The organism is Rhizobacter sp. Root1238, assembly GCF_001425825.1.
Taxonomy (GTDB): Bacteria; Pseudomonadota; Gammaproteobacteria; order Burkholderiales; family Burkholderiaceae_C; genus Rhizobacter.
Genome location: NZ_LMDM01000014.1, coordinates 120,283 through 140,070, shown reverse-complemented (window position 1 = coordinate 140,070; position 19,788 = coordinate 120,283). Strand labels below are relative to the sequence as shown.

At 68.8% G+C, this 19,788-nt stretch carries 12 protein-coding genes; 4 read left to right on the top strand and 8 right to left on the bottom strand.

The window, feature by feature from the left end; all coding sequences use genetic code 11:
• Positions 1 to 32 precede the first annotated feature (32 nt).
• The 5 genes from ASC98_RS30340 to ASC98_RS13330 form a co-directional block, all read right to left on the bottom strand.
• Entirely contained in the window at positions 33 to 599 is a 567-nt protein-coding gene (locus tag ASC98_RS30340; protein ID WP_157604809.1) for a hypothetical protein, read from the bottom strand.
• Positions 600 to 809: 210 nt separating this feature from the next.
• Positions 810 to 2,027: an alanine transaminase gene (gene alaC, locus ASC98_RS13345; protein ID WP_056812726.1), complete on the bottom strand. Its 1,218-nt coding sequence runs from the start codon at positions 2,025 to 2,027 to the stop codon at positions 810 to 812.
• Positions 2,028 to 2,253: 226 nt separating this feature from the next.
• On the bottom strand, positions 2,254 to 4,341 hold the full coding sequence (gene pbpC, locus ASC98_RS13340; protein WP_056812777.1) for a penicillin-binding protein 1C: 2,088 nt from the start codon (positions 4,339 to 4,341) through the stop codon (positions 2,254 to 2,256).
• 32 nt (positions 4,342 to 4,373) lie between these two features.
• On the bottom strand, positions 4,374 to 10,229 hold the full coding sequence (locus ASC98_RS13335; protein ID WP_056820016.1) for an alpha-2-macroglobulin: 5,856 nt from the start codon (positions 10,227 to 10,229) through the stop codon (positions 4,374 to 4,376).
• A 59-nt stretch (positions 10,230 to 10,288) separates the two neighbouring features.
• Positions 10,289 to 11,920 (bottom strand): M48 family metalloprotease, encoded by a 1,632-nt coding sequence (locus ASC98_RS13330; protein WP_056812731.1) that lies wholly within the window; start codon positions 11,918 to 11,920, stop codon positions 10,289 to 10,291.
• Between the two features lie 73 nt (positions 11,921 to 11,993).
• Here ASC98_RS13330 and moaC point away from each other — a divergent pair, with 73 nt between their 5' ends.
• On the top strand, positions 11,994 to 12,509 hold the full coding sequence (gene moaC / locus ASC98_RS13325) for a cyclic pyranopterin monophosphate synthase MoaC (protein ID WP_157598144.1): 516 nt from the start codon (positions 11,994 to 11,996) through the stop codon (positions 12,507 to 12,509).
• Here moaC and ASC98_RS13320 read toward each other — a convergent pair.
• The gene (locus ASC98_RS13320) at positions 12,502 to 14,217 is read right to left on the bottom strand and encodes an O-antigen ligase family protein (protein WP_235581254.1); all 1,716 of its coding nucleotides are present in this window, start codon (positions 14,215 to 14,217) and stop codon (positions 12,502 to 12,504) included. The two genes, moaC and ASC98_RS13320, sit on opposite strands and share 8 nt — an antisense overlap.
• Before the next feature lie 130 nt (positions 14,218 to 14,347).
• Here ASC98_RS13320 and ASC98_RS13315 point away from each other — a divergent pair, with 130 nt between their 5' ends.
• Genes ASC98_RS13315 through ASC98_RS13305 form a run of 3 tightly spaced genes read left to right on the top strand, consistent with a single transcriptional unit; the run spans position 14,348 to position 17,544 of the window.
• Positions 14,348 to 14,641 (top strand): hypothetical protein, encoded by a 294-nt coding sequence (locus ASC98_RS13315; protein ID WP_056812738.1) that lies wholly within the window; start codon positions 14,348 to 14,350, stop codon positions 14,639 to 14,641.
• 28 nt (positions 14,642 to 14,669) lie between these two features.
• Entirely contained in the window at positions 14,670 to 16,613 is a 1,944-nt protein-coding gene (locus ASC98_RS13310; protein ID WP_056812741.1) for a tetratricopeptide repeat protein, read from the top strand.
• Between the two features lie 49 nt (positions 16,614 to 16,662).
• Complete coding sequence (locus ASC98_RS13305; RefSeq protein ID WP_082542163.1) at positions 16,663 to 17,544, top strand: TylF/MycF/NovP-related O-methyltransferase; 882 nt, start codon at positions 16,663 to 16,665, stop codon at positions 17,542 to 17,544.
• A 3-nt stretch (positions 17,545 to 17,547) separates the two neighbouring features.
• On the opposite strand, the gene ASC98_RS13300 is transcribed toward ASC98_RS13305, so the two are convergent.
• Both ASC98_RS13300 and ASC98_RS13295 read right to left on the bottom strand, forming a co-directional pair.
• A complete protein-coding gene (locus ASC98_RS13300) occupies positions 17,548 to 19,269 on the bottom strand; it encodes a PglL family O-oligosaccharyltransferase (protein WP_082552761.1) in 1,722 nt (573 codons plus the stop codon).
• 67 nt (positions 19,270 to 19,336) lie between these two features.
• Complete coding sequence (locus ASC98_RS13295) at positions 19,337 to 19,765, bottom strand: pilin (protein WP_056812747.1); 429 nt, start codon at positions 19,763 to 19,765, stop codon at positions 19,337 to 19,339.
• Between the last annotated feature and the right edge of the window lie 23 nt (positions 19,766 to 19,788).

The window sequence follows — 19,788 nt, the reverse complement described above, 5'->3', positions numbered from 1 at the left end:
GAACCAATTCGCTGTGGTCTACGAGGAGCGATTCACACTGCCGGCGCACGGCAGTCGATAAGCGAGTCGGCCAATAGCCAATTCAGCTCAACCGCCTCGCACACAGAAATCCTGACAGCCCCATTTTGCTTGCCCTGCCCCGAGGCTTCCGGCCAGTCCGGCTCTCCGCTGACGGGTTCGTACTTGCGACTCCCGACTCGCTCCTTCACCCTGCCCAAGGAATTCTGGCTTGCGGCATTCAGCTTGCGGGCGGCTCCACGAACGCGTGAGCCTGCCTTCTTCGTCACCTTGCGCGCGCTGCTTGCGGCATCTTCAGCTCCTTGCGCGACGACACCCCCTGCAGCTCGGACAAAACCACTACCCGCCTCTGCCACATGAACAGCTGCCTCGTAGGCCATCCTCATCGCGTGACGCCTCAAGTCACGTCCAGCCTTCTCGGCATTGTCGATCACGTGAAGGCAGCCCTTCTCCAGGAAATCGACATACCCGTTCAGCGCGGCATTCGCGCCGTGCCGAATATTTTCCACTCTGGTGTGCAACCGATGAGCAGTTGGGCTGTGATAGACCTGCTTCGGCAGTTTGTTCAGGCCCTTCTTCATCACGTGAAGGGGCCTGCGGAGTGAGGGGAGTGAGGGGAGTGAGTGGAGCAAGGGGAGCGAGGGGAGCGACATGGGGCTGACCTTTGACAAACAACTGGAGCTGATGAAGATGCGTACGGCGCACCGCGGATCCGACCCACCAGACTCGATCTCCGTGCGCCTTGAGTAACAAGGCCGCCCCATCGGTTCCCAGCCGTGGGCTGTCGTTTGTCAGGTCGCCCGCGCCGCCTCCACCCCATCCCCCTTGAACATCGCCTTGATCCCCCGCACCGCCTGGCGGATGCGCGACTCGTTCTCGATCAGCGCAAAACGGACGTGGTCATCGCCGTGATCGCCGAAGCCGATGCCGGGCGACACCGAGACCTTCGCCTTCGCCAGCATCTGCTTCGCGAACTCCAGCGAGCCGAGCGCCCGATACGGTTCGGGAATGCGCGCCCAGATGTACATCGAGGCCTTCGGCGTCTCGACCATCCAGCCGGCCTCGTGCAGGCCCTTCACCAGCACGTCGCGGCGGCGCTGGTATTGCGCGGCGATGTCCTTCACGCACTGCTGGTCGCCCTCGAGCGCGGCAATCGCCGCCACCTGCAGCGGCGTGAAGGTGCCGTAGTCGTGGTACGCCTTGATGCGCGCCAGCGCCGCCACCAGGTCGCGGTTGCCGACCATGAAGCCGATGCGCCAGCCGGCCATGTTGTAGCTCTTCGACAGCGTGAAGAACTCGACCGCGATGTCCTTCGCGCCCGGCACCTGCATGATCGACGGCGCCTTCCAGCCGTCGAACACGATGTCGGCATAGGCCAGGTCGTGCACGACGAAGATGTCGTGCTTGCGCGCGAGCGCCACCACGCGCTCGAAGAAATCCAGCTCGACGCACTGCGCCGTCGGGTTGCTCGGGAAGCCCAGCACCATCATCTTCGGCTTCGGGTAGCTGCCGCGGATCGCGCGCTCCAGTTCGGCGAAGAAGTCGACGCCCGGCACCAGCGGCACCGAACGGATGTCGGCGCCGGCGATCACCGCGCCGTAGATGTGGATCGGGTAGCTCGGGTCGGGCACCAGCACGGTGTCGCCGCGGTCCAGCGTCGCGAGCATCAGGTGCGACAGGCCCTCCTTCGAGCCGATCGTCACGATGGCCTCGCTGTCGGGATCGATCGCGACGCCGTAGCGGTCCTGGTACCAGTGCGAGATCGCGCGGCGCAGCCGCGGAATGCCCTTCGACGTGGAATAGCCGTGCGTGTCGGGCCGCTGCGCCACCTCGGCGAGCTTCGCGACGATGTGCGGCGGCGTGGGCCCGTCGGGGTTGCCCATGCTCATGTCGATGATGTCTTCGCCACGACGGCGTGCGGCGGCGCGCAGCTCGGCGGTGATGTTGAAGACGTAGGGGGGAAGACGGTCGATGCGCGCGAAGCGGCGCTGGCCTGCGGAAGAGGACATTGAGAAGACTTTCACGTGAGCGCCCGGAACCGTCCGAGCGACGTGAGCCGCGCATGAGGCGCGGCCCGGGCGGGATGGTAGCGGAGGTTTTGGGCGGGCAGGCGTTTCGACAGGCTCGACGCGAACGGGGGGGCGGCTCAGCGCGAACGGGGGGGGCGGCTCAGCGCGACTTTTCGACGGGCTCAGCGCGACCCTTCGACAGGCTCAGGCGAACGGGTTGTTGAACTCAGGGCGAACCAGTCTTCCGCTTGCGCACGTCCGCACCCCGCACCTCGAAGTGCACCGCCTGCAGCAACGCGCCATCGCGCGCCACCAGCTTCAGCTCGTGCCGCCCCGGCCACGGCGCCCAGTGCAACCGCTCGCCCTGCCCGAGCGCCTTGCCGTCCATCCACCAGCTGCCGCCCTCGCCTTCCAGCACGATGCGCTGCGCGGCGGGCGGCATGTCGGGATCGATCGCGAAGATGCTGCCGTCGCGCGGGCTGGCAATGCCGAAGCGCTGCGTGCCGCGCACCTGCGCGCTCGCGCTCCACAGCGCCTGCTCGGTGCCGGCGATGAACACCTCGTCGCGCGCGGTCTCGCGCCGGTCGTCGAAGCGGATCGGCATCGTCACCACGCCCGCCGGCGCCGCCGGCCGCTTCGACGGCGTGCCGTCGTGCAGCTGCCGCACCAGCGCCTGCCACACCGGCGCTGCACCGCTGACGCCGCTCACGTCGTGCATCGCCTCGCCGCTCGCGTTGCCGACCCACACGCCGACGGTGTAGCGGTCGGTGAAGCCGATGCACCAGTTGTCGCGCATGTCCTTGCTGGTGCCGGTCTTCACCGCGGCGAAGCCCTTCGTGACGAGGCTGCTGTCCAGCCCGAAGGTGCGCGCCCGCGCCGCGTTGTCGGCCAGGATGTCGGTGACGAGCCAGCTTGCCGCCGCACCCGCGACGCGCTTCGGCGCACCCGCCGGACCACGCAACGCCGGCGGCGAGTACAGCCCGCCGTTGGCCAGCGTGCGGTAGGCGTTGGTCAGCGCCAGCAGGCTCACGTCGGCGCTGCCGAGCGCCAGCGAATGGCCGTAGAAGCCGCCGGTCTCCGGCAGCGCCAACCCCAGCGCGTTGAGCCGCTCGACCAGCGCATCGGGCCCGAGCATCGCGCCCACCCGCACCGCCGGCACGTTCAGGCTCGCGCCGAGCGCGGTGCGCGCGCTGACCCAGCCCTTGAACGCATGGTCGTAGTTCTGCGGCAGGTACAGGCCGTTGGTCGTCGCCAGCTGCGCCGGCGAATCGTCGAGCAGGCTGGCCGGCGTGATCAGCCGGCGCTCGAAGGCCAGTTCGTAGACGAAGGGCTTCAGCGTCGAGCCCGGCTGGCGGCGCGCGAGCACGCCGTCGACCTGCGCCGCATCCGAGAAACTGCCGCTGGAGCCGACCCACGCGCGCACCTCGCCGCTGGCGTTGTCCAGCACGACGATCGCGCCGTCTTCGACGTTGCGGCCCGACAGCTCGGCCAGTTGGCGGCGCAGCGTGTTGACCGCGAAGCGCTGCAGCCGCGCATCGAGCGTGGTGCGCAGCACCGGCGCCTGGGTCGCCGCATCGCCTGTCACCACCTGCCGGGCGAAATGCGGCGCAAGCTGCTCGCCCAGCGGCATGCCGCCCTGGCGCGTGAGCGCCGTCTGCGCCAGCGCGGTGACACCCTTGCAATCGAGCTTCTGAAGTTGCAGCACGCCGCATGCCCGTTGCGCAACGACAGTCGGCGTTGCATTCGGCCCGCGCAGCAGCGCCGCCGCGATCGCCGACTCGTCGACATCGAGCCCGCCCGGGTGCTTGCCGAACAGCGTCTGCGACAGCGCATCGATGCCGACCACCTCGCCGCGGAACGCGACCCGGTTCAGGTAGGCCTCGAGGATCTCGCTCTTTTTCCAGCGCGCATCGAGCCGCGTCGCGGTGACGGCCTGGCCGAGCTTCTGCCCGACGCTGCGCCCGCCGACCGGCCGCGCGAGTTCGTCGTCGAGCAGGCCGGCCAGCTGCATCGTCAGCGTCGACGCGCCGCGGGTGCGGGTGTTCCACACATTGGCCCAGGCGCTCTTCGCGACCGCACCCCAGTCGACACCGCTGTGCTCGTAGAAGCGCCGGTCCTCGCTGAGCACGATGGCCTGCAGCAGCGCCGGCGAGACCTGCTGCAGCGGCACCCAGGCCAGGCGGCGCGCGCTCTTGTCGACCCGCAGCGTCTGCAGCGGCGTCCCGTCGCGGGCCAGCAGCGCCACGTCGGACGGCTTCCATGCCGCCTTCACGTCGTTGAAGCTCGGCAGCGCCTGTGCCACGCCTGCTGCCATCAGCAGGACTGCGGCGGCACAGGCGCGCCCGCTCACGGCGCCACCTCGATCGCCGCGTTCGGCAACTCGCCGAAGCTCTCCGGCGCGTACATCGCCTCGACACGCGTCGGCGGCAGCGCGAAGCGGCCGTGGTTGTTCAGCCGCACGGTGTACTCGATCACGTGCTTGCCACGCGGCAGGTAGTCGTAATAGCTGCGGAAGGCCTCGAAGCTGCGCTCCTCGTACACCGGCCAGCTTCCCTGGCGCTTCTCGCCTTGCGTCGCGATCGCGCTGTCGCGGCCAAGCCCCGAGCCGAGCAGCGTCGCACCGCCCGGCACCGGGTCGCTGACCACCACCCAGGTCATGTCCGACTGCGCATCGACCTCGACCCGCACCCGCAGCACGTCGCCGCGCGACCACTTCGACTTGTCCTTCTGCTCGACCGCAGTGACGGTGCGCGCGAGGCTGTAGCCGGCGCGGATCGGCTCCTTCAGCGGGATCGCCGCGAGGCCCTGCACCGTCAGCCACGGCTTGCCGCTGCCCTCTTGGGTCACGCCCAGCGTGCCGGCCTTGTCGGGCCACGGCAGCGTCACGACGCCGCCGTCGGCCGACTTGCCCCAGTCGATCGCGGCCGGCGCGCCGCCGGTGCTCGCGACCGTGCGGCCGGCGACCTTGGCGGATTCGAACTTCGCCGAGAACTTGTCGAGCGCGAGCGAGCCCCACAGGTTGGCCGTCGTCGTCAGCCAGGCGCCGCCGCGCTGGCGACCCAGGCTGCCGACCACCATGCGCGGCAGGTCGTCTCGCCAGGCCGGGTCGTCGAGCACCGCGAGGATCAGCCGCGCCGCGTTCGCGTCGGCGCTGTCCATCAGCCACCACCAGAAGTCGTCGCCCTCGTTGCTGAAGCGCAGCGTGGCGCCGGCATAGGTCAGCCGGCCGCGCAGGATCTGCTGCACTTCCTCCAGCCGCTTGGCCTGCTCGGGCACGCCCTGCACGCGGCGCAGGATGTTGAGCCAGTCGATCACCGCGGCGGTCGGCCACTGGTTCGGTGTGATGTTGACCGAGCCGAGCATCTTCGGCTGCGCCCGGCCGTAACGCGACAGCGCCTCGATCGCGGCCAGCTTGCGCACGTCCAGGTCGGCGCGCGGCGACCAGAACTTGCGCTCGATGCGGCCTTCGACGAACGCGGTCAGCCCGTCCAGCATGCTGTCGCGCGCGGCGGGCGGCAATTCGAAGCCGGCCTCGTGCGTCGCGGCCAGCACGTAGGCGGTGAGCCGGTCGCTGCCGCGCGGGCCGTCTTCGGCGCGCGGCGGAAAGTAGCTCGCGAGCCCGTCGCTGTCGAGGTAGGTCGGCAGCGCGTTCGCGACGCCGGCCCACAGCTTCGCGTCCTTCAGGCCGACCGACTTCGAGGTCTTCTGCTCCAGGCAGATGAACGGGTAGGTCTCGAAGTAGCGGCGGATGCCGGGCAGCGCACCGGTCAGCTTCGGCTGCACGCCGACTTTCAGGCCGCCGCGCTTGACGCCCGTGTCGGGCAGCGCATCGGCCGGCGCCGCCACCGGCAGCGAGAACGGGCCGTCGAGCTGCGACAGCGTCGCCTGCAGCACGCGCACCGGCACCGCGGCACTGACCAGCTGCGTCACCTTCAGCTTGTCCTTGGCCTTGTCACCGGCGAGTTCTTCGGCACCCGCCTCCCACCCGATGCTGAACACCTCGGCCGGCACGTCGACCGGCCACGCCAGCTCCTTCGCGCCACCGGCCGGCAGCACCACGTCCTGCGGCGGCAGCTCGATCGGCGTGCGCACGATGTCGCGGCCCTGCTCGCCGCCGCTGTTCGCGCTGCCTGCGAGCGTCGCCCGCACCTTCATCTCGTGCGTGGTGGTGTTGCGCAGCGTCAGCATCGCGCTGAAGCGGTCGCCGTCGCGCACCAGCGGCGGCAGGCCGGACAGCACCTGCAGGTCCTGCGTGACGCGGATGCTGGTGCTGCCGCTGCCGAACTGCTGCAGCCCGGCATCGGCCACCGCCACGAGCCGGAAGCTGGTCAGCGAATCGTTCAGCGGCACGTCGACCACCGCCTCGCCGTTGGCGTCCAGCGCCACCTGCGCCTTCCACAGCAGCAGCGTGTCGAACAGCTCGCGCGTCGCGTTCTTGCCGCCGCCGCCGCCGGCGGCCACCGCCTTGCGGCCGTAGTGGCGCCGGCCGATGATCTCGCTCTGCCCGGTGCTGGTCTCGACGCCGAGCGCGCGCGGCTTCAGCATCGCGCCGAGCAGGTCCCACGAATCGTTCGGGCGCAGCGCCAGCAGGCCTTCGTCGACCGCGGCGAACGCCACCTCGGTGTTCGCGAGCGGCTTGCCGTCATGCAGCACCTTGATGCGCGCCTTCGCGGTCTGGCGCACCGCGTACTGCGGCTTGTCGGCCGTCACGCTGACCTGCAGCCGGTGCGCCTGCAGTCCCACCTTCAGCGCGGCGATGCCGAGCTTGAAGGCCGGCTTCGACAGGTCGACCATCGCGGTCGGCGCCTGGTACTCGCGGCCCTCGTACCAGAACGAGCGCGCCCAGTTCAGCGGCTCCTTCCAGCCCCAGCTGAAGAACGAATACCACGGCACCTCGCGGATGCGCCCGCGCAGCACCAGCACGTCGACATACACGTTCGGTCCCCACGACGGCTCGATCTTCAGCTCGACCGTCGGGTCGTCGCCGCGCAGCGTGACGACGCGGGTCGCGATGATGCCCTCGCGCTCGACGCTGACCAGCGCGGTCGCCTCGCGGAACGGCATGCGCACCTGCAGCCGCGCGGTCTCGCCGGGCTCGTAGCTCTTCTTCTCGGGCAGCACGTCGATGCGGTCGTCGTTGTCCTGCGCGAACCACAGCTCGCCCTGCTTCGTGACCCACACGCTGGACGCCGATTCGGCGACGTTGCCGGCCTTGTCGCTCGCCTTCGCGATCAGCTCGACCTGGCCGGCGTTCTCGAGCGCCGCATCGCACAGCAGCAGGCCGCGGTCGTCGGTGTTGCCGCTGCACACCGTGCCGAGCTCCTTGACCTCGGTGCGGTTGTCGTAGGCGTAGAAGCCGCCGACCATGCGCTTGCGCGTGCTGATGACCTGCGACAGCCGGCCCCGCACCTCGACGGCCTGGCCCTTGACCGGCTGGCCGGCGGTGTCGAGCGCCAGCACCTGCAGCTTGACCTTGCCACGCGCGCTCGCCCACGAGCCGGTCTTCACGCCCAGCACCACCGCGCTCGGCCACAGCGAGACGGTGGTGGACGCGGTCTGCACCTCGCCGTTCGGGTCGTTGAAGGTGAGCTCGGTGACGAGCTCGCTCGGTCGCTTGATCGGCGGCAGGTCCTTCACGGTGACGCTGGCCGCGCCGTCGCGGTCGGTCGTCACCGGCAGCTTGTCGGCCACCACCTTGCCGCTCGCCTCGGGTGCGCCTTCGTCGCCGTCGTCGCTGCGCGCAGCCTGCTTCGGGTCGCGCGGCGGCTCGAAGCTGAATTCGTCGTAACCCGCCAGGCCGCTCGCGCGGCCGCGCAGCAACGCAGTCAGGCGCGCCGGTGCCTGCGCCATCCCGCCGCCGGCGAAGTAGTTCAGCTGCACGCCGATCGGCAGCTCCTTCGGTGCGATCGGTACCTCCTTCGGCCCGCTGACGCGCGCATCGACCAGCGGCAGCCGGAACTCCTCGACGCGGAAGCTGCCAGCCGACCAGCTGCTGCGCTGCCGGTCGTCGCCGCCGCCCTCGCGCTCCAGCGTGACGTCGTAGACGCCGAGCTTGGCGGCCGGCGGGATGTTCCAGCTCGACACCGCGCTGCGCGTGCCGTTCCAGCTCAGCGGCAGCGCGATCTCCTGCCCGCTGCCCTGGTGCACGATCTTCAGCCGCGTCGGCAGCCGCTCGGCCGGCAGCGCAGCAAGCCCGCTGCGGGTCTCGCGGCGCAGGAAGTGCTTCATCGACACCGTCTCGCCGGCGCGCAGCAACGTGCGGTCGAACACCGTGTGCGCCTGCACGTCGGGCTGCGTGTCGTTGCTGGTCGGGAAGCTGAAGCGCCAGGTCTCGATGCCCTTCTGCCAGCTGCTGAAGACGAAGGCGGTGTCGGTCAGGCCCTTCGGCGTCGGCTTGCGGGCGGTGACGAAGAAGCCGGTGTCGGCCGGGCATTCGTCGGCCCGCTCGAGCGGCTGCTCGATGCGCGCGAGGCCGCTTGCATCGGTGCGGCCGGCCCACAGCCGGTGTCCGCGGCAGTCGTTGACGGCGATGTCGGCGTCGACGACCGGCTGGCCGCGGTCGAGCGTGGTGACCCAGACCACGCTGTTCTCGCGGCCGAGCTTGAAGTGCACGCCGAGGTTGGTGACCAGCACGCCGGCGCGCACGTACATCGGCGCCTTCTTGTCGAGCAGCGCTTCGCCGAGGCGGCGCGATTCGATCTCGACCACGTGGTAGCCGGGGTCGGCGATCGGGATGCCGACCACCTCGAACGGCCGCGGGTCGCCGCCATTGAGCTGCGGCAGGTCCATGCGCTTCGCATCGGCCGCGCCGTTCAGCAGCGACAGCTCGCGGGTCTCGACGACGCGCTCGCGCCGCACCTCCTTGCTGCGGCCCTTGCCGTCGACGACGCGCTCGACCTCGTAGTGCTGTGCGGCCGGCAGCCCGGCCTCCTTCGCGGTCAGGCGGCTCTCGTGGTAGCGCGCGACGCGGGCATACCACTGCAGGATGTCGGCATCGGTGCGCAGCGTCTTGATGCGCACCGCGCCGCCGCCGGCGGCCGGCCGCAGGTCGCCCTGCACGTGGCGCAGCGTGACCGGCAGCATCGCGTCGGCATTCAGCTCGACGACGCCGAACGGCGCGGCCGCGAACTTCGCGATCGGCGGGGCGTCGCCGGTCGCGACCTTCAGCGGGAAGTTCGCGGCATTTGCCAGGGTACGGCCCGAGCCGTCCTTCAGGTTGCGCGGCAGCTCGATCGTGAACGTGCTGCGCTCGGGCAGGGGCGTCGGGAAGCGCAGGTTGTCGACCTCGGTCGACTTGTCGTCGGCATCGAACGCCGGCGCGATCGCCTTGCCCGAGGCCGGCTGCAGGCGGATCGCGGCGGCCAGTTCGCGCGACAGCGGCGACGAGAAGCGCAGCGTCATCGGCCGGATCGGCAGGCACGGCGCGTCGGCGCGTTCGCGCTCGCAGCTGAATTCGGCCGTGAACGCCGGGCGCACCCGGAAGTTGAAGCGCTGCTCGGTGCGCGTGACGATCTTCGGATTGGCCTGGGCCGCGATGCCGGCGCCCCACACCAGGCGCAGCACGCTGTCGGGCGGCAGCGGGCGCTGGCAGGTCAGCACGACGATGCGCTCGGCCTGCTTGTCGAGCTGGCGGGCCTTGATCACCTCGTCGCGGACCGCACCGCCGACCACGCGCACCGGCATGCGTTCGCCGATGCCTTCGACCTCGCAGGCCGCATGCGCCGCGACCGTGGCCTCGACCGCCGGGCCGGTCAGCCGCAGCACGAAGTGCTGGTCTTCCTCGATGGAATTGCCGGCGTACGGCAGTGTCGATTCGACGGCCGGGCCGCCGGTGCTGACGCTGTAGTCGGTGCCGCCGGTCAGCGCACCGTTCAGCGGCTTCCAGTCGGGCTTCGCCTTCAGGGTGCAGCGCGTGCCGGGCGGCAGCGCTTCGCGAAAGTCGTACAGCCAGACGCGGTCGTTGGCCCAGCGACCCGACCCGGCACGCGCCGGGCCTTCGCAGGCCACCACCAGCGGGTCGGGCAGCCGCAGGTCGCCGAACGGCACCACCGCCTCGGAGAACTTCACCGTGAGCTGGCGGACCTGCGCGACCTCGCCCTGCGGGCTGACCGACGTGATGGTGGCGGCCGTGGCCGGCATCGCCGATGCCGCGAGCAGCGCGAACGTGGCGGCGCCGATGGCCCGGGCGATGAATCGTGGCATGCCGTCTCCTCCTGAAGTGCCGGGAGGATAAGCCACGCCAGGCCGGATTCGGCGGGGCTTCAGCCTTCCTGCCGGCGCTCCTCTTCCATCTGCCGGCGACGCTGGCCTTCGAGGTCGCGCAGCCGTGCATCGATGATCGACGCGTCGATGAAATCGACCTTGCCACCCGGCGAGCGGGCCAGCCGCTGGCCGGCGCGCAGCCGGTCGACCGCGCCGGTCAGGTCGCCGACGGCGTAGTGCGCTTCGGCATCGGCGCGCAGCGAGCGCAGCTGCAGGCCGAGCTGCTCCCAGGTGCGGCTGAGCTGCTGCCACGCGAGCGCATCGGTCGGGTGCAGCGTGGTCCAGGTCTGCAGGTCGTCGGCGCTGCGCTTGACGGCCGGGTCGGCCTTGGGCGAGGCCAGCGCCACCTGCGCCTGCAGCAGCAGCACCGCGCGCGACGGTGTCGCGCCGGCGTCGAGGTAGGGCTTCAGCACCTGGCCGGCGCGCGGGCCGTCGCCGCGTTCGGCCAGCGACTGCGCCTGCAGCATCACGACCTCGCGCTCGGCGGTGGCGTCGCTGCGCGGGCTGCCGCGCACCACGCCGAGCGCCACCTGCAGTGCGGCATCGGCACGCGCCCAGTCGTGCAGCAGCGTCGACGCCAGCGCGCTGGCATAGGCGGCGTTCAACCGTTCGCCGACGCTGGCGGTGGTGGCGACCTGGTCCTGCGACTGCCAGCGCCGCAGCGCGTCGGTGCGGGTGTCCATCATCACGCGGGCGCGGGCCTGCGCCGCGACGTGGGCCAGCACGCTGACCGGCGGCACCGGCGCGGCGGTGCCCAGGCGCTGGCGGGCGTCGCCGATGCGCTCGGTGGTGATCGGGTGGGTGCGCAGGTAGGGAAAGCCGCCGCTGTCGTTCAGGTGCGAGGCCTGGTCGAGCTTCTCGAACATCGCGGCCATGCCGCCGGGCGCGAAGCCGGCGCCGGTGAGCACGTTGAAGCCGACGCGGTCGGCCTCGCGTTCCATGTCACGCGAGAAGTTCAGCTGGCCCTGCACCGACGCCGCCTGGGCGCCGGTGAAGATCGCGTTGGCGCCGTCGACGCGCGTGCTGCGCGTCGCGGCGATCACGCCGAGGATCATGCCGGCCAGCCCGATCAGCGACTGGCGCCGGCTGTTGACCATGCCGCGGGCGATGTGGCGCTGCGTGACGTGCGACATCTCGTGCGCCAGCACCGACGCGAGCTCGTCGCGGGTGGCCGTCATCGCGATCAGGCCCAGGTGCACGCCGACGTAGCCGCCGGGCAGCGCGAACGCGTTGACGGTCTTGTCGCGCACCAGGAAGGGCTCCCACGCGAAGCGCTGGTCGATCTCGCCGCCGATGTTGCCCTGGGCACGCGAGGCCGCGACCAGCGGCTGCCACAGCGACTGCAGGTATTCGAGCAGCACCGGATCGTCGAGGTAGTCGGGATCCTGCCGGATCGCCCGCATGATCTGGTCGCCGATGCGGCGCTCGGTGCCGACGCTCAGGTCGTCGGACACCGAATCGCCGAGGGCGGGCAGCGAGTTCTGCGTGGCCGGTGCGGGCTCGGGCGCGGAGGCGGCGCCCTGGGCTTGCGCCTGCGCCCAGCCACTGCTGCCGAGCAAGGCCAGTGCGCAGAGCGACGCGGTGAGGCGGGCGGCCAGGGTCGGACGGGTGGGTTGGAGCGAGCGTGTCATCCGGTGGGGCGCGAAGCTGGAACGGGACCGGTCGCTATGATGCCAGCGCCACGTTGCCCGGATGTTTCCTTCCATGTCCAAGCCCCTTCCCCCAGTGCAGTCCTTGCCGGCGAATCACCTGACCCACTTCGATGCGCAGGGGCAGGCGCACATGGTCGACGTCTCGGCCAAGGCCGAGACGCACCGCGTCGCCCGCGCCGCCGGCGTGATCCGCATGCTGCCGGCCACGCTGGCGCTGATCCAGGGCGGCACGGCGAAGAAGGGCGACGTGATCGGCATCGCGCGCATCGCGGCGATCCAGGCCAGCAAGCGCACCGCCGAGCTGATCCCGCTGTGCCATCCGCTGCCGATCACGAAGGTCGCGGTCGATTTCGAGGTCGACGCCGCGCAGAACCTGGTGCGCTGCACCGCGCAGGTCGAGACGCTCGGGCGCACCGGCGTCGAGATGGAGGCGCTGACCGCGGTGCAAGTCGGGCTGCTGACGGTCTACGACATGTGCAAGGCCGTCGACCGCGGGATGGTGATGGGGGAGATCCGGGTGCTGGAGAAGCACGGGGGGAAGTCGGGGGATTGGGTGGCGGCTACCTGAAGTCCTCGAACGTCAGCGGGCGGGTCGGCTGCAGGCACTGGAAAGGAAGCGGCGCGGTCGACGACGCCTTCGGGGCATCGCAGGGCGCAAAGAATTCGGCTGCGGCCGGGTTCTTGAACTCGCGCAGGCGCTGCGCGACGTAGCGCGCCCGATCGGTGTCGCCGCTCTCTTCCAGCGCCTTGGCCCACGCCATCATCAGCCGGGTGTCCAGCAGGTAGTGAGTGGAGCGCTTGAAGCTGCCCAGCACGTCGCCGGGGTGGTCGGCGATGGTGCCGGCGGCGTAGTCGGCGTGGTGGGCAAACAGCCAGCTGCGCTGGCCGTCGGCGATGCGTTCGGGCAGTGGGGTCGCGTTGTCCGGCGGCGAGAAGATGACCACCACGCGCAGGTAGTCGACCACCGTCGCGACGGTGCCCAGGATCAACAGCACCGAGCCTGCCACCAGGACCATCGAGAGGCGGCGGGTGGGCACTGGCGTCACAGCTTCGCCGGGCTGCCGGACCCCGCCCAGGCAGATGCCGAAGGCGAAGGCCGTGGGCAGCAGGAAGTAGGCGTACCACAGCGGGTACTCGAGCATGCTGTGCACCACCATCATCAGCACCATCACGAAGGCACTGCGCTGCGTCATCAGCACGCTGGGCGACGCGGTGCGGCGCGTTGCGATGAACGCCTTCCACAAGGCCCACAGCAACAGCGCCATCACCACGGTGGCCAACGGAATGCCGAGCTCGACGAGCAATTGCAGCGGCAGGTTGTGGGTGTGGTCGAAGAAGGCGCCCGGCCGGCCGGGAAACGGCGTGAGGGTCCATGCGAAGTTGAACTCGCCCCAGCCCACGCCGAGCCAGGGATGCTGCGCGATCATCGAGAGCGTATTGGCCCAGATGCCGAAACGGGAGCTGGAGAGATCCGATCCGTGGATCTGCGAGTCACCGGCGAACGCCTGCGCGCTGGCCGTCGCCAGCATCCATGACACGACATACAGAAGCGGCGTCAGTCCCAGCATGATGCGCGTGAAGCGCGACAGGCCGCGATCGACCACCCCCCAGGCGGCGAGCAGCAGCACGCAGACCATGCCGGTGCGCGACACCGTCAGCGCGACCCCGAGAACCAGGGCGCCCGTCGCGAGGAACGACGCCACGCGGGCCGCGGCCAGGCGCGGATCGCGTGGACGCTCGATCCAGGCTTCGTGCAGGTAAGCCAGCGCCGCGAGTGACCACACCAGCAGGCTGCTCAGGTGATTGGGCTGGCGCAGATTGCCGCCGGCTCGCCCGGGTGTCGCGGGTCGGGCAATCCAGTCGCCATCTGCCCATTGGGGTGCGAACGACTGGATCGCCGCGACGACCAGGCTGAGCAGCCCGGCAACGACCATGGCGATGCAGAAAGCCTGGAAGACCGCCTGGCGCTGCCCGGCCGACCGGCCGACGAGCACGCCGATCGCCAGCGCGAGCACCCCGGCCAGGATCATGCCGGCCGAGGACAGCGCCAGCGGCCACGGCGCCCCCGAGACCACGGCAGTGATCAGCGCCGACAGCGCGAGGATCAGCAGGGCTGCTGCCGCCGCCAGCGACGGGATGGCATCGCGCCGTGGACCGGCCTGCAGCGGGACGGTGGCCGAGAGCACCAGCGCGAGCACGCCCCACCCGGCCAACGCCGCCGCCTGGTTCAGCAACGTCGCCGAGGGGGGGACGTTGAACGCCAGCAGCGCCGGCACGGCAATGGCGACCAGCGCGAGGCCGCCGACAAGCGCCGGCTCGGCGCGAGAAGAATAGGTCATCCGGGAATTCTGCCCGAGGTGCCAGCAAGTAAACTCGCGGACCGGTCAGAGGCTTGGAGGAGCGCAAATGCTGAAATGGTTGGATGCGAAGGAAGAACAGGCCTTCGGCACGGAACTGGCGAAGTTCTACATCGCGCGGGTGCCGTTCGAGTCGCCGTTCAGCACGAAGCAGTTCGCCGCCAAGACGCAGGAAGTTCTGAAGAAGGTCGACCTGCAGGTGCACAACTTCAAGACCGGCCGTTCGATGAACGTCTACAAGAAGGCCAAGCTCGGCAACGCGTTCAAGTGGGTGCTGCGTGACGCCGGCTACGACACCGAGTACGTCGACGGCCTCACCGAGTGGCTGATGCACCGCCTGTGATCCCCACGCGGGCGTGCGAGGGCCTGCGATGACGGGCTGGCTCAGGCGTTTGCTGGGGCGGGATCGGCCCACGGCGGCTCCCGCGGATGATGGCAGTGCCGCCGCCGCGGCCCATGTTCGCGAAGGCAACAACCTGCTCGGCAGCGGACGCCTGGAAGATGCCGCGGGGTGTTATCGCCTGGCCATCAAGGCCGCTCCGCACCATGCGGTTGCGCACGTCAACCTCGGGTTCGTGCTGCTCGAGATGAACCGCGCGAGCGAATCGCTCCCGGTGCTGCGCCGAGCGACGGAGCTTGCCGCCGACTCCGCCGATGCGCACTACCTGCTCGGGACAGCTTTGCAGAAGGCCCAACAGTCGGCGGCCGCCGTGCCGGCATTCGAACGCGCGCTGACCCTCAAGGCGGACTTCGTCGTCGCGCATCGCGATCTGGCCAAGGCGCTGCATGACATCGGGCAGCATGTGCGCGCGAAGGCAGTGCTGAAGACCGCCGTGGCCATCGACCGTCGGCTGCCCGATCTGCACCTTTTCCTGGGCAACATCGCGCTGCACGAGATGGAACTCGATGCTGCACTGGACAGCTACGACCGAGTGCTCGAGATCGAGCCGAATCATGCGGTAGCGCTCAGCAACAAGGCGCAGGCACTGCTCCAGCTCAGCGATTTCGACGGGGCCGCGGTCGCCGCGCATCGGGCGATCACGATCGATCCGTCGCTGCACTTCGCACGCAGCAACCTGTTGATGACACTGTCCGGCGACGGCCACACCTCGCCCCAGGCTTATCTCGCGGAAGCGCGTCGCTACGGTGAGATGGTGACACCCGCGAAACCGCCGCTGGTGCCCCAACGATCCGCCGATTCGCCGGCTCCCGCTCGCCCCCTGCGTATCGGCTTCGTGTCCGCCGACCTGCACAGCCACCCGGTGGGCTTCTTCCTCGAGGGCGTTCTCGCGCATTGGGACCGCGGCCGGCAGATGGACGTGATCGCCTACAGCAACCGGGCCGCGGGGGATGCACTGACCGGACGGCTCAAGTCACGCTTCAACGAGTGGTACGACATATCGGGCCTGGATGACGATACGGCTGCGCGCAAGATTGCGGCAGACGGGATCGACGTGCTGATCGACCTGTCCGGGCACACAGGGGAGAACCGGCTTCCGGTATTCGCGCGGCGTGCGGCGCCGGTGCAGGCCAGTTGGCTGGGGTATTGGGCGAGCACCGGCGTGCCGGCCATGGACTGGTTGATTGCGGACCCTGTCTCCATCCCTCCGGAGCAGCGCGAATTCTTCAGCGAATCGATCTGCTACCTGCCCGACACGCGCCTGTGCTTCACGACGCCGACGGGCGCCGACATTCCCTCAGTGGCGCCGCCGCCGGTCGTTGCGAGGGGGTACGTCACCTTCGGATCGTTCCAGCGTCTCACAAAGCTCCACGACGAAGTGCTCACGCTGTGGGCGAAGGTGCTGCACGCAGTGCCTGGCTCGCGCCTTCGGTTGCAGTCGAAGCAGATGCAGGACCCGATGGCCCGCCGGCAGTTGCTGGAGCGACTGCAGCGCGTCGGCGTCGAGGCGGCGCGCGTCGAGTTGGCGCCTGCAAGTGCAAGGTCGGCCTACTTGGCAGCCCACGCCGAAGTCGACATCCTGCTCGACACGTTTCCGCACAGCGGCGCAACCACCACCTGCGAGGCGCTGTGGATGGGTGTTCCTACCGTGACGCTGGCAGGACAGACGATGCTCGCACGTCAGGGTGCCAGCCTGCTCGGCTGCGTCGGCCTGTCTGACTGGGTGGCGCGGGACGAGGCACACTATGTCGAGTTGGCGGTTCGGCATGCTGGCGACGTCGAAAGCCTGGTCAGCCTGCGGTCCGTGCTGCGCGCGCAGGCGGCGGCTTCGTCGCTGTTCGATGCGCAGCGCTTCACTGAGCATCTGCAGACCGCCCTGCTCACAATGTCAGGCCGCCAAGCGGCACGCCCATGATGGATCGCGAACCGTCGATCCTTTCTCATCAAATCCTCCGAGGAACCGCATGATCCTGACCCGCCTGTTGCGACGCTTGTTCTCCGCAGGGCCGTCCCGCGAGACCCATGTGTTCGAACTGTCGCGCGAAGGCGATCCTGCCGTGATCGCCAGGCTCCCTCCGCTGACGTCGCCGCCGCCGGAAAGGGTGTCCAACTTCTTTTCCCCCATGTTCTGGTGCACGCAGGAACCGGAGAAGGTCAAGTCCTCGGCACGAGTGATCGCTGATCTGGCGACGTCAGGCCACTACTTCGGCGACAACCTGCTGACCTGGGGTCGGAACATGTCGATGCTGGACGACCAGCCTTTCGTGCAGGCTTGGCAGAGCAACATCGAGAGCGATGCCGACCAAGCCATTCTGTGGCGCAGGTACGTGCTCGCCTGCGCCGCATATCACTGCGTGCAGCTCGGGGGCGATTTTGTCGAATGCGGCGCCTACACCGGGGTCGGAATGAAGACGGTGATCGACTACCTGGGCGGGCGCGAGTTTCCACGCACCTTCTGGGGCTACGACCTTTTCGAGCACGAAGAAGGCATGCTGCACCACTCGATGCAGGAGCATGGCGAAGGGCTGTACGCTCGCGTGCAGCAGAAGTTCGCCGACTATCCGCAGGTGAGATTGCTGAAGGGAATGATCCCCGATGTCTTTGCTGACGGTTGTCCCGAGCGCATCGCATACCTCCACATCGACTTGAACCAGGCCCCGGCGGAAATCGCTGCGCTCGACCATCTGTTCGACCGCATGGTGCCAGGGGGCATCCTGATCCTCGACGACTATGAATGGTCGGGGCCCTACCGTGTGCAGAAGCTGGCCGAGGACGTGTGGTTCGACTCTCGCCAGTACCGCGTCATGCCATTGCCCACCGGTCAAGGCTTGATCATCAAGCGCTGAGCATCACGCCGACGGCCATGTCACCCGCTGGATGGCGGGTTGCCGAGCGCCCAGTACCGCCCACAGTGCCGTCAGGTTTTGGCACGTCGCCTCGGGTTCGAGCTTGCAGACGCGCCGCAGCACCTGTACAGCCTCTTCAGACTGGTTATTCAGTGCCAGAGCCGCGGCCAGTCGCACCATGTTCGCGCCGGACGGGAAGCGGGCAACGGTCTGGCGCATTTCGCCAAGTTGCAGCTCGGTCATGTCTTTGCGCTCCGGCGTCCGTGCAAACTGCAAGAGGGCATCGAACTGCGACAGCAGTCGGATGGGAGGCAGCGTCGACTGAGGTGCATGCAAGCCGATGCGTGCTTGCTCGAACCGCAGCCGCATCATTTGCTGCTCGACGGTCAGGTAGTCGACGGACACGACGAACAGCAATGACGCGGCGCCGCACAGCAGCATCGGCGACAGCCACGCCGGGACGACACGCACCGATGCGGTCGGTCCATCCGCGCACAACAAGCCGCACAGCACGCCGGCGGGCAACAGGAAGTAGGTGTACGCGAGCGGATACTCGACTTGCGCGTGGCTCAGCATCGCCATCAGTGCGACCAACGCAAGCAAGGCGGTCGAATCGGTCGCGCTTGTCGCGACGCCCCACAGCCAGACAAGTAGCCAGCCCACAATGATCAGCCCCAGCGGTATGCCGGTGCAGACCAGCAGATCGAGGACCAGGTTGTGGCTGTAACCCAGAATTTCGTGTGTAGCCGGGAATGCGGCGGCCACGTCATATTGGGCGGAAACCACACCCATCCAACCATACCCCGACCATGGCCGGCGCAGCATGGCGACGGCCATCTCGTGCCAGTGCGTGATCCGGTTTCCGGTCGACGCCGTACTCACCGTTGCATCACGGGCGACCGGGTGAGCGCTCAGCGGATCGAGAACCATCCAGGCGAGCTGGGCCAGGATCAACAGCATTGCGCCAATCGCAAAGTGCCGCAAGCCCAGCGAACCCGTCAGCGCGCGGCGCTTGGCAATCACCACCAGCGAGATGACCGCCAGCTCGAGCCAGGCAGCACGGGACTGGGCCAGGATCAAGCCAAAGCTGATCAGCGCGGCCGTCAGCAAGCTGACCGCGGCACTGATGCGCCTGTTGTCGAACAGGCACGCGACGCCGACCAAACCCAGGACAAGAAGGGTGGCCAGCAGATTGGGCTGAAGCAGATTCGCGTACGGCCGAGAGAGCGGCGCAAGCGTGTTCACCAGCAATGGAAGGCCGTCCGACATCTGCCATTGACCAAGGGCCATGCCGGAAGACGCGATGGCCGCTAGCACAACGACCCAGGCGCAAGCGTCCAGCACTCGCCGTCCGGACCACAAACGGGCCGCATGGAAACTGATGGCCACCGTCATGGCGAACGAGAACAGGTACAGACTGGAGAGGATCGCATCGCCGGCGAAGCGGATCGTGCCGACCAGGAGCTGCAGCAACGGTGTCATGGACACGGCCGCAGCGAAAACGGTGAGCGATGGCATCGCAACGACCCGCCCGCGAAGGGCGGACAACACACTCACCGAGCCGAACAGCGCCGCGATCCCCATCGCCAATTCGGCATGAAACGTGGTCCAGGGAAGTTCATGCGTGGGCATCAACCACGACAGCAGTGCACACGCCCCCGCGCCGAAGAGAAATAACCGTGTCGCCGAGTCGATCTTTCGGGCTGCGCTGGGGTCTGGAGCCATGAGAAAAAGGCGGAGACTCAAACAGGAGAGGCCTCCGAAGAGGCCTCTTTTGCAATCGTGAATCCGATTACTTGCAGCTGGAAGGCAGGTACTTCGGAGCGATCGAACCGGTGCAAGCCCACGAGACTTGGCCGGTCGAGGTGTCGTACGTGCCGGTGAGCACGACGTTGGAACCGGAGATGGCAGCTTCCTTCGAAGAAGCGATCGCCGTGATCGTACCGGTGTTGGTGCCGGTGTTCGAATAGGCAACGGACGAGACGTACGGCGATTGTTGCGTGTTGATCGCGCCAGATGTCGTCGACGGCATTGCGCCGTAGGTGGCGGCTTGCTCCGACACCGACGTCTTGCCCGACGAGGCGGCCAGGATCACTTCGGAAACCTTGGCGCGGACCGTGTAGTCGCGGTAAGCCGGCAGCGCAACTGCTGCCAGGATGCCGATGATCGCCACGACGATCATCAGTTCGATAAGGGTAAAGCCTTGTTGGACGCGTTTCATGAGGAATGGCTCCTGAGTCGGTT

Coding starts and splice junctions, on each gene's coding strand:
- ASC98_RS30340 (WP_157604809.1), bottom strand. CDS start 599: ATGAAGAAGGGCCTGAACAAACTGCCGAAGCAGGTCTATCACAGCCCA.
- alaC (WP_056812726.1), bottom strand. CDS start 2,027: ATGTCCTCTTCCGCAGGCCAGCGCCGCTTCGCGCGCATCGACCGTCTT.
- pbpC (WP_056812777.1), bottom strand. CDS start 4,341: ATGGCAGCAGGCGTGGCACAGGCGCTGCCGAGCTTCAACGACGTGAAG.
- ASC98_RS13335 (WP_056820016.1), bottom strand. CDS start 10,229: ATGCCACGATTCATCGCCCGGGCCATCGGCGCCGCCACGTTCGCGCTG.
- ASC98_RS13330 (WP_056812731.1), bottom strand. CDS start 11,920: ATGACACGCTCGCTCCAACCCACCCGTCCGACCCTGGCCGCCCGCCTC.
- moaC (WP_157598144.1), top strand. CDS start 11,994: ATGTCCAAGCCCCTTCCCCCAGTGCAGTCCTTGCCGGCGAATCACCTG.
- ASC98_RS13315 (WP_056812738.1), top strand. CDS start 14,348: ATGCTGAAATGGTTGGATGCGAAGGAAGAACAGGCCTTCGGCACGGAA.
- ASC98_RS13310 (WP_056812741.1), top strand. CDS start 14,670: ATGACGGGCTGGCTCAGGCGTTTGCTGGGGCGGGATCGGCCCACGGCG.
- ASC98_RS13305 (WP_082542163.1), top strand. CDS start 16,663: ATGATCCTGACCCGCCTGTTGCGACGCTTGTTCTCCGCAGGGCCGTCC.
- ASC98_RS13300 (WP_082552761.1), bottom strand. CDS start 19,269: ATGGCTCCAGACCCCAGCGCAGCCCGAAAGATCGACTCGGCGACACGG.
- ASC98_RS13295 (WP_056812747.1), bottom strand. CDS start 19,765: ATGAAACGCGTCCAACAAGGCTTTACCCTTATCGAACTGATGATCGTC.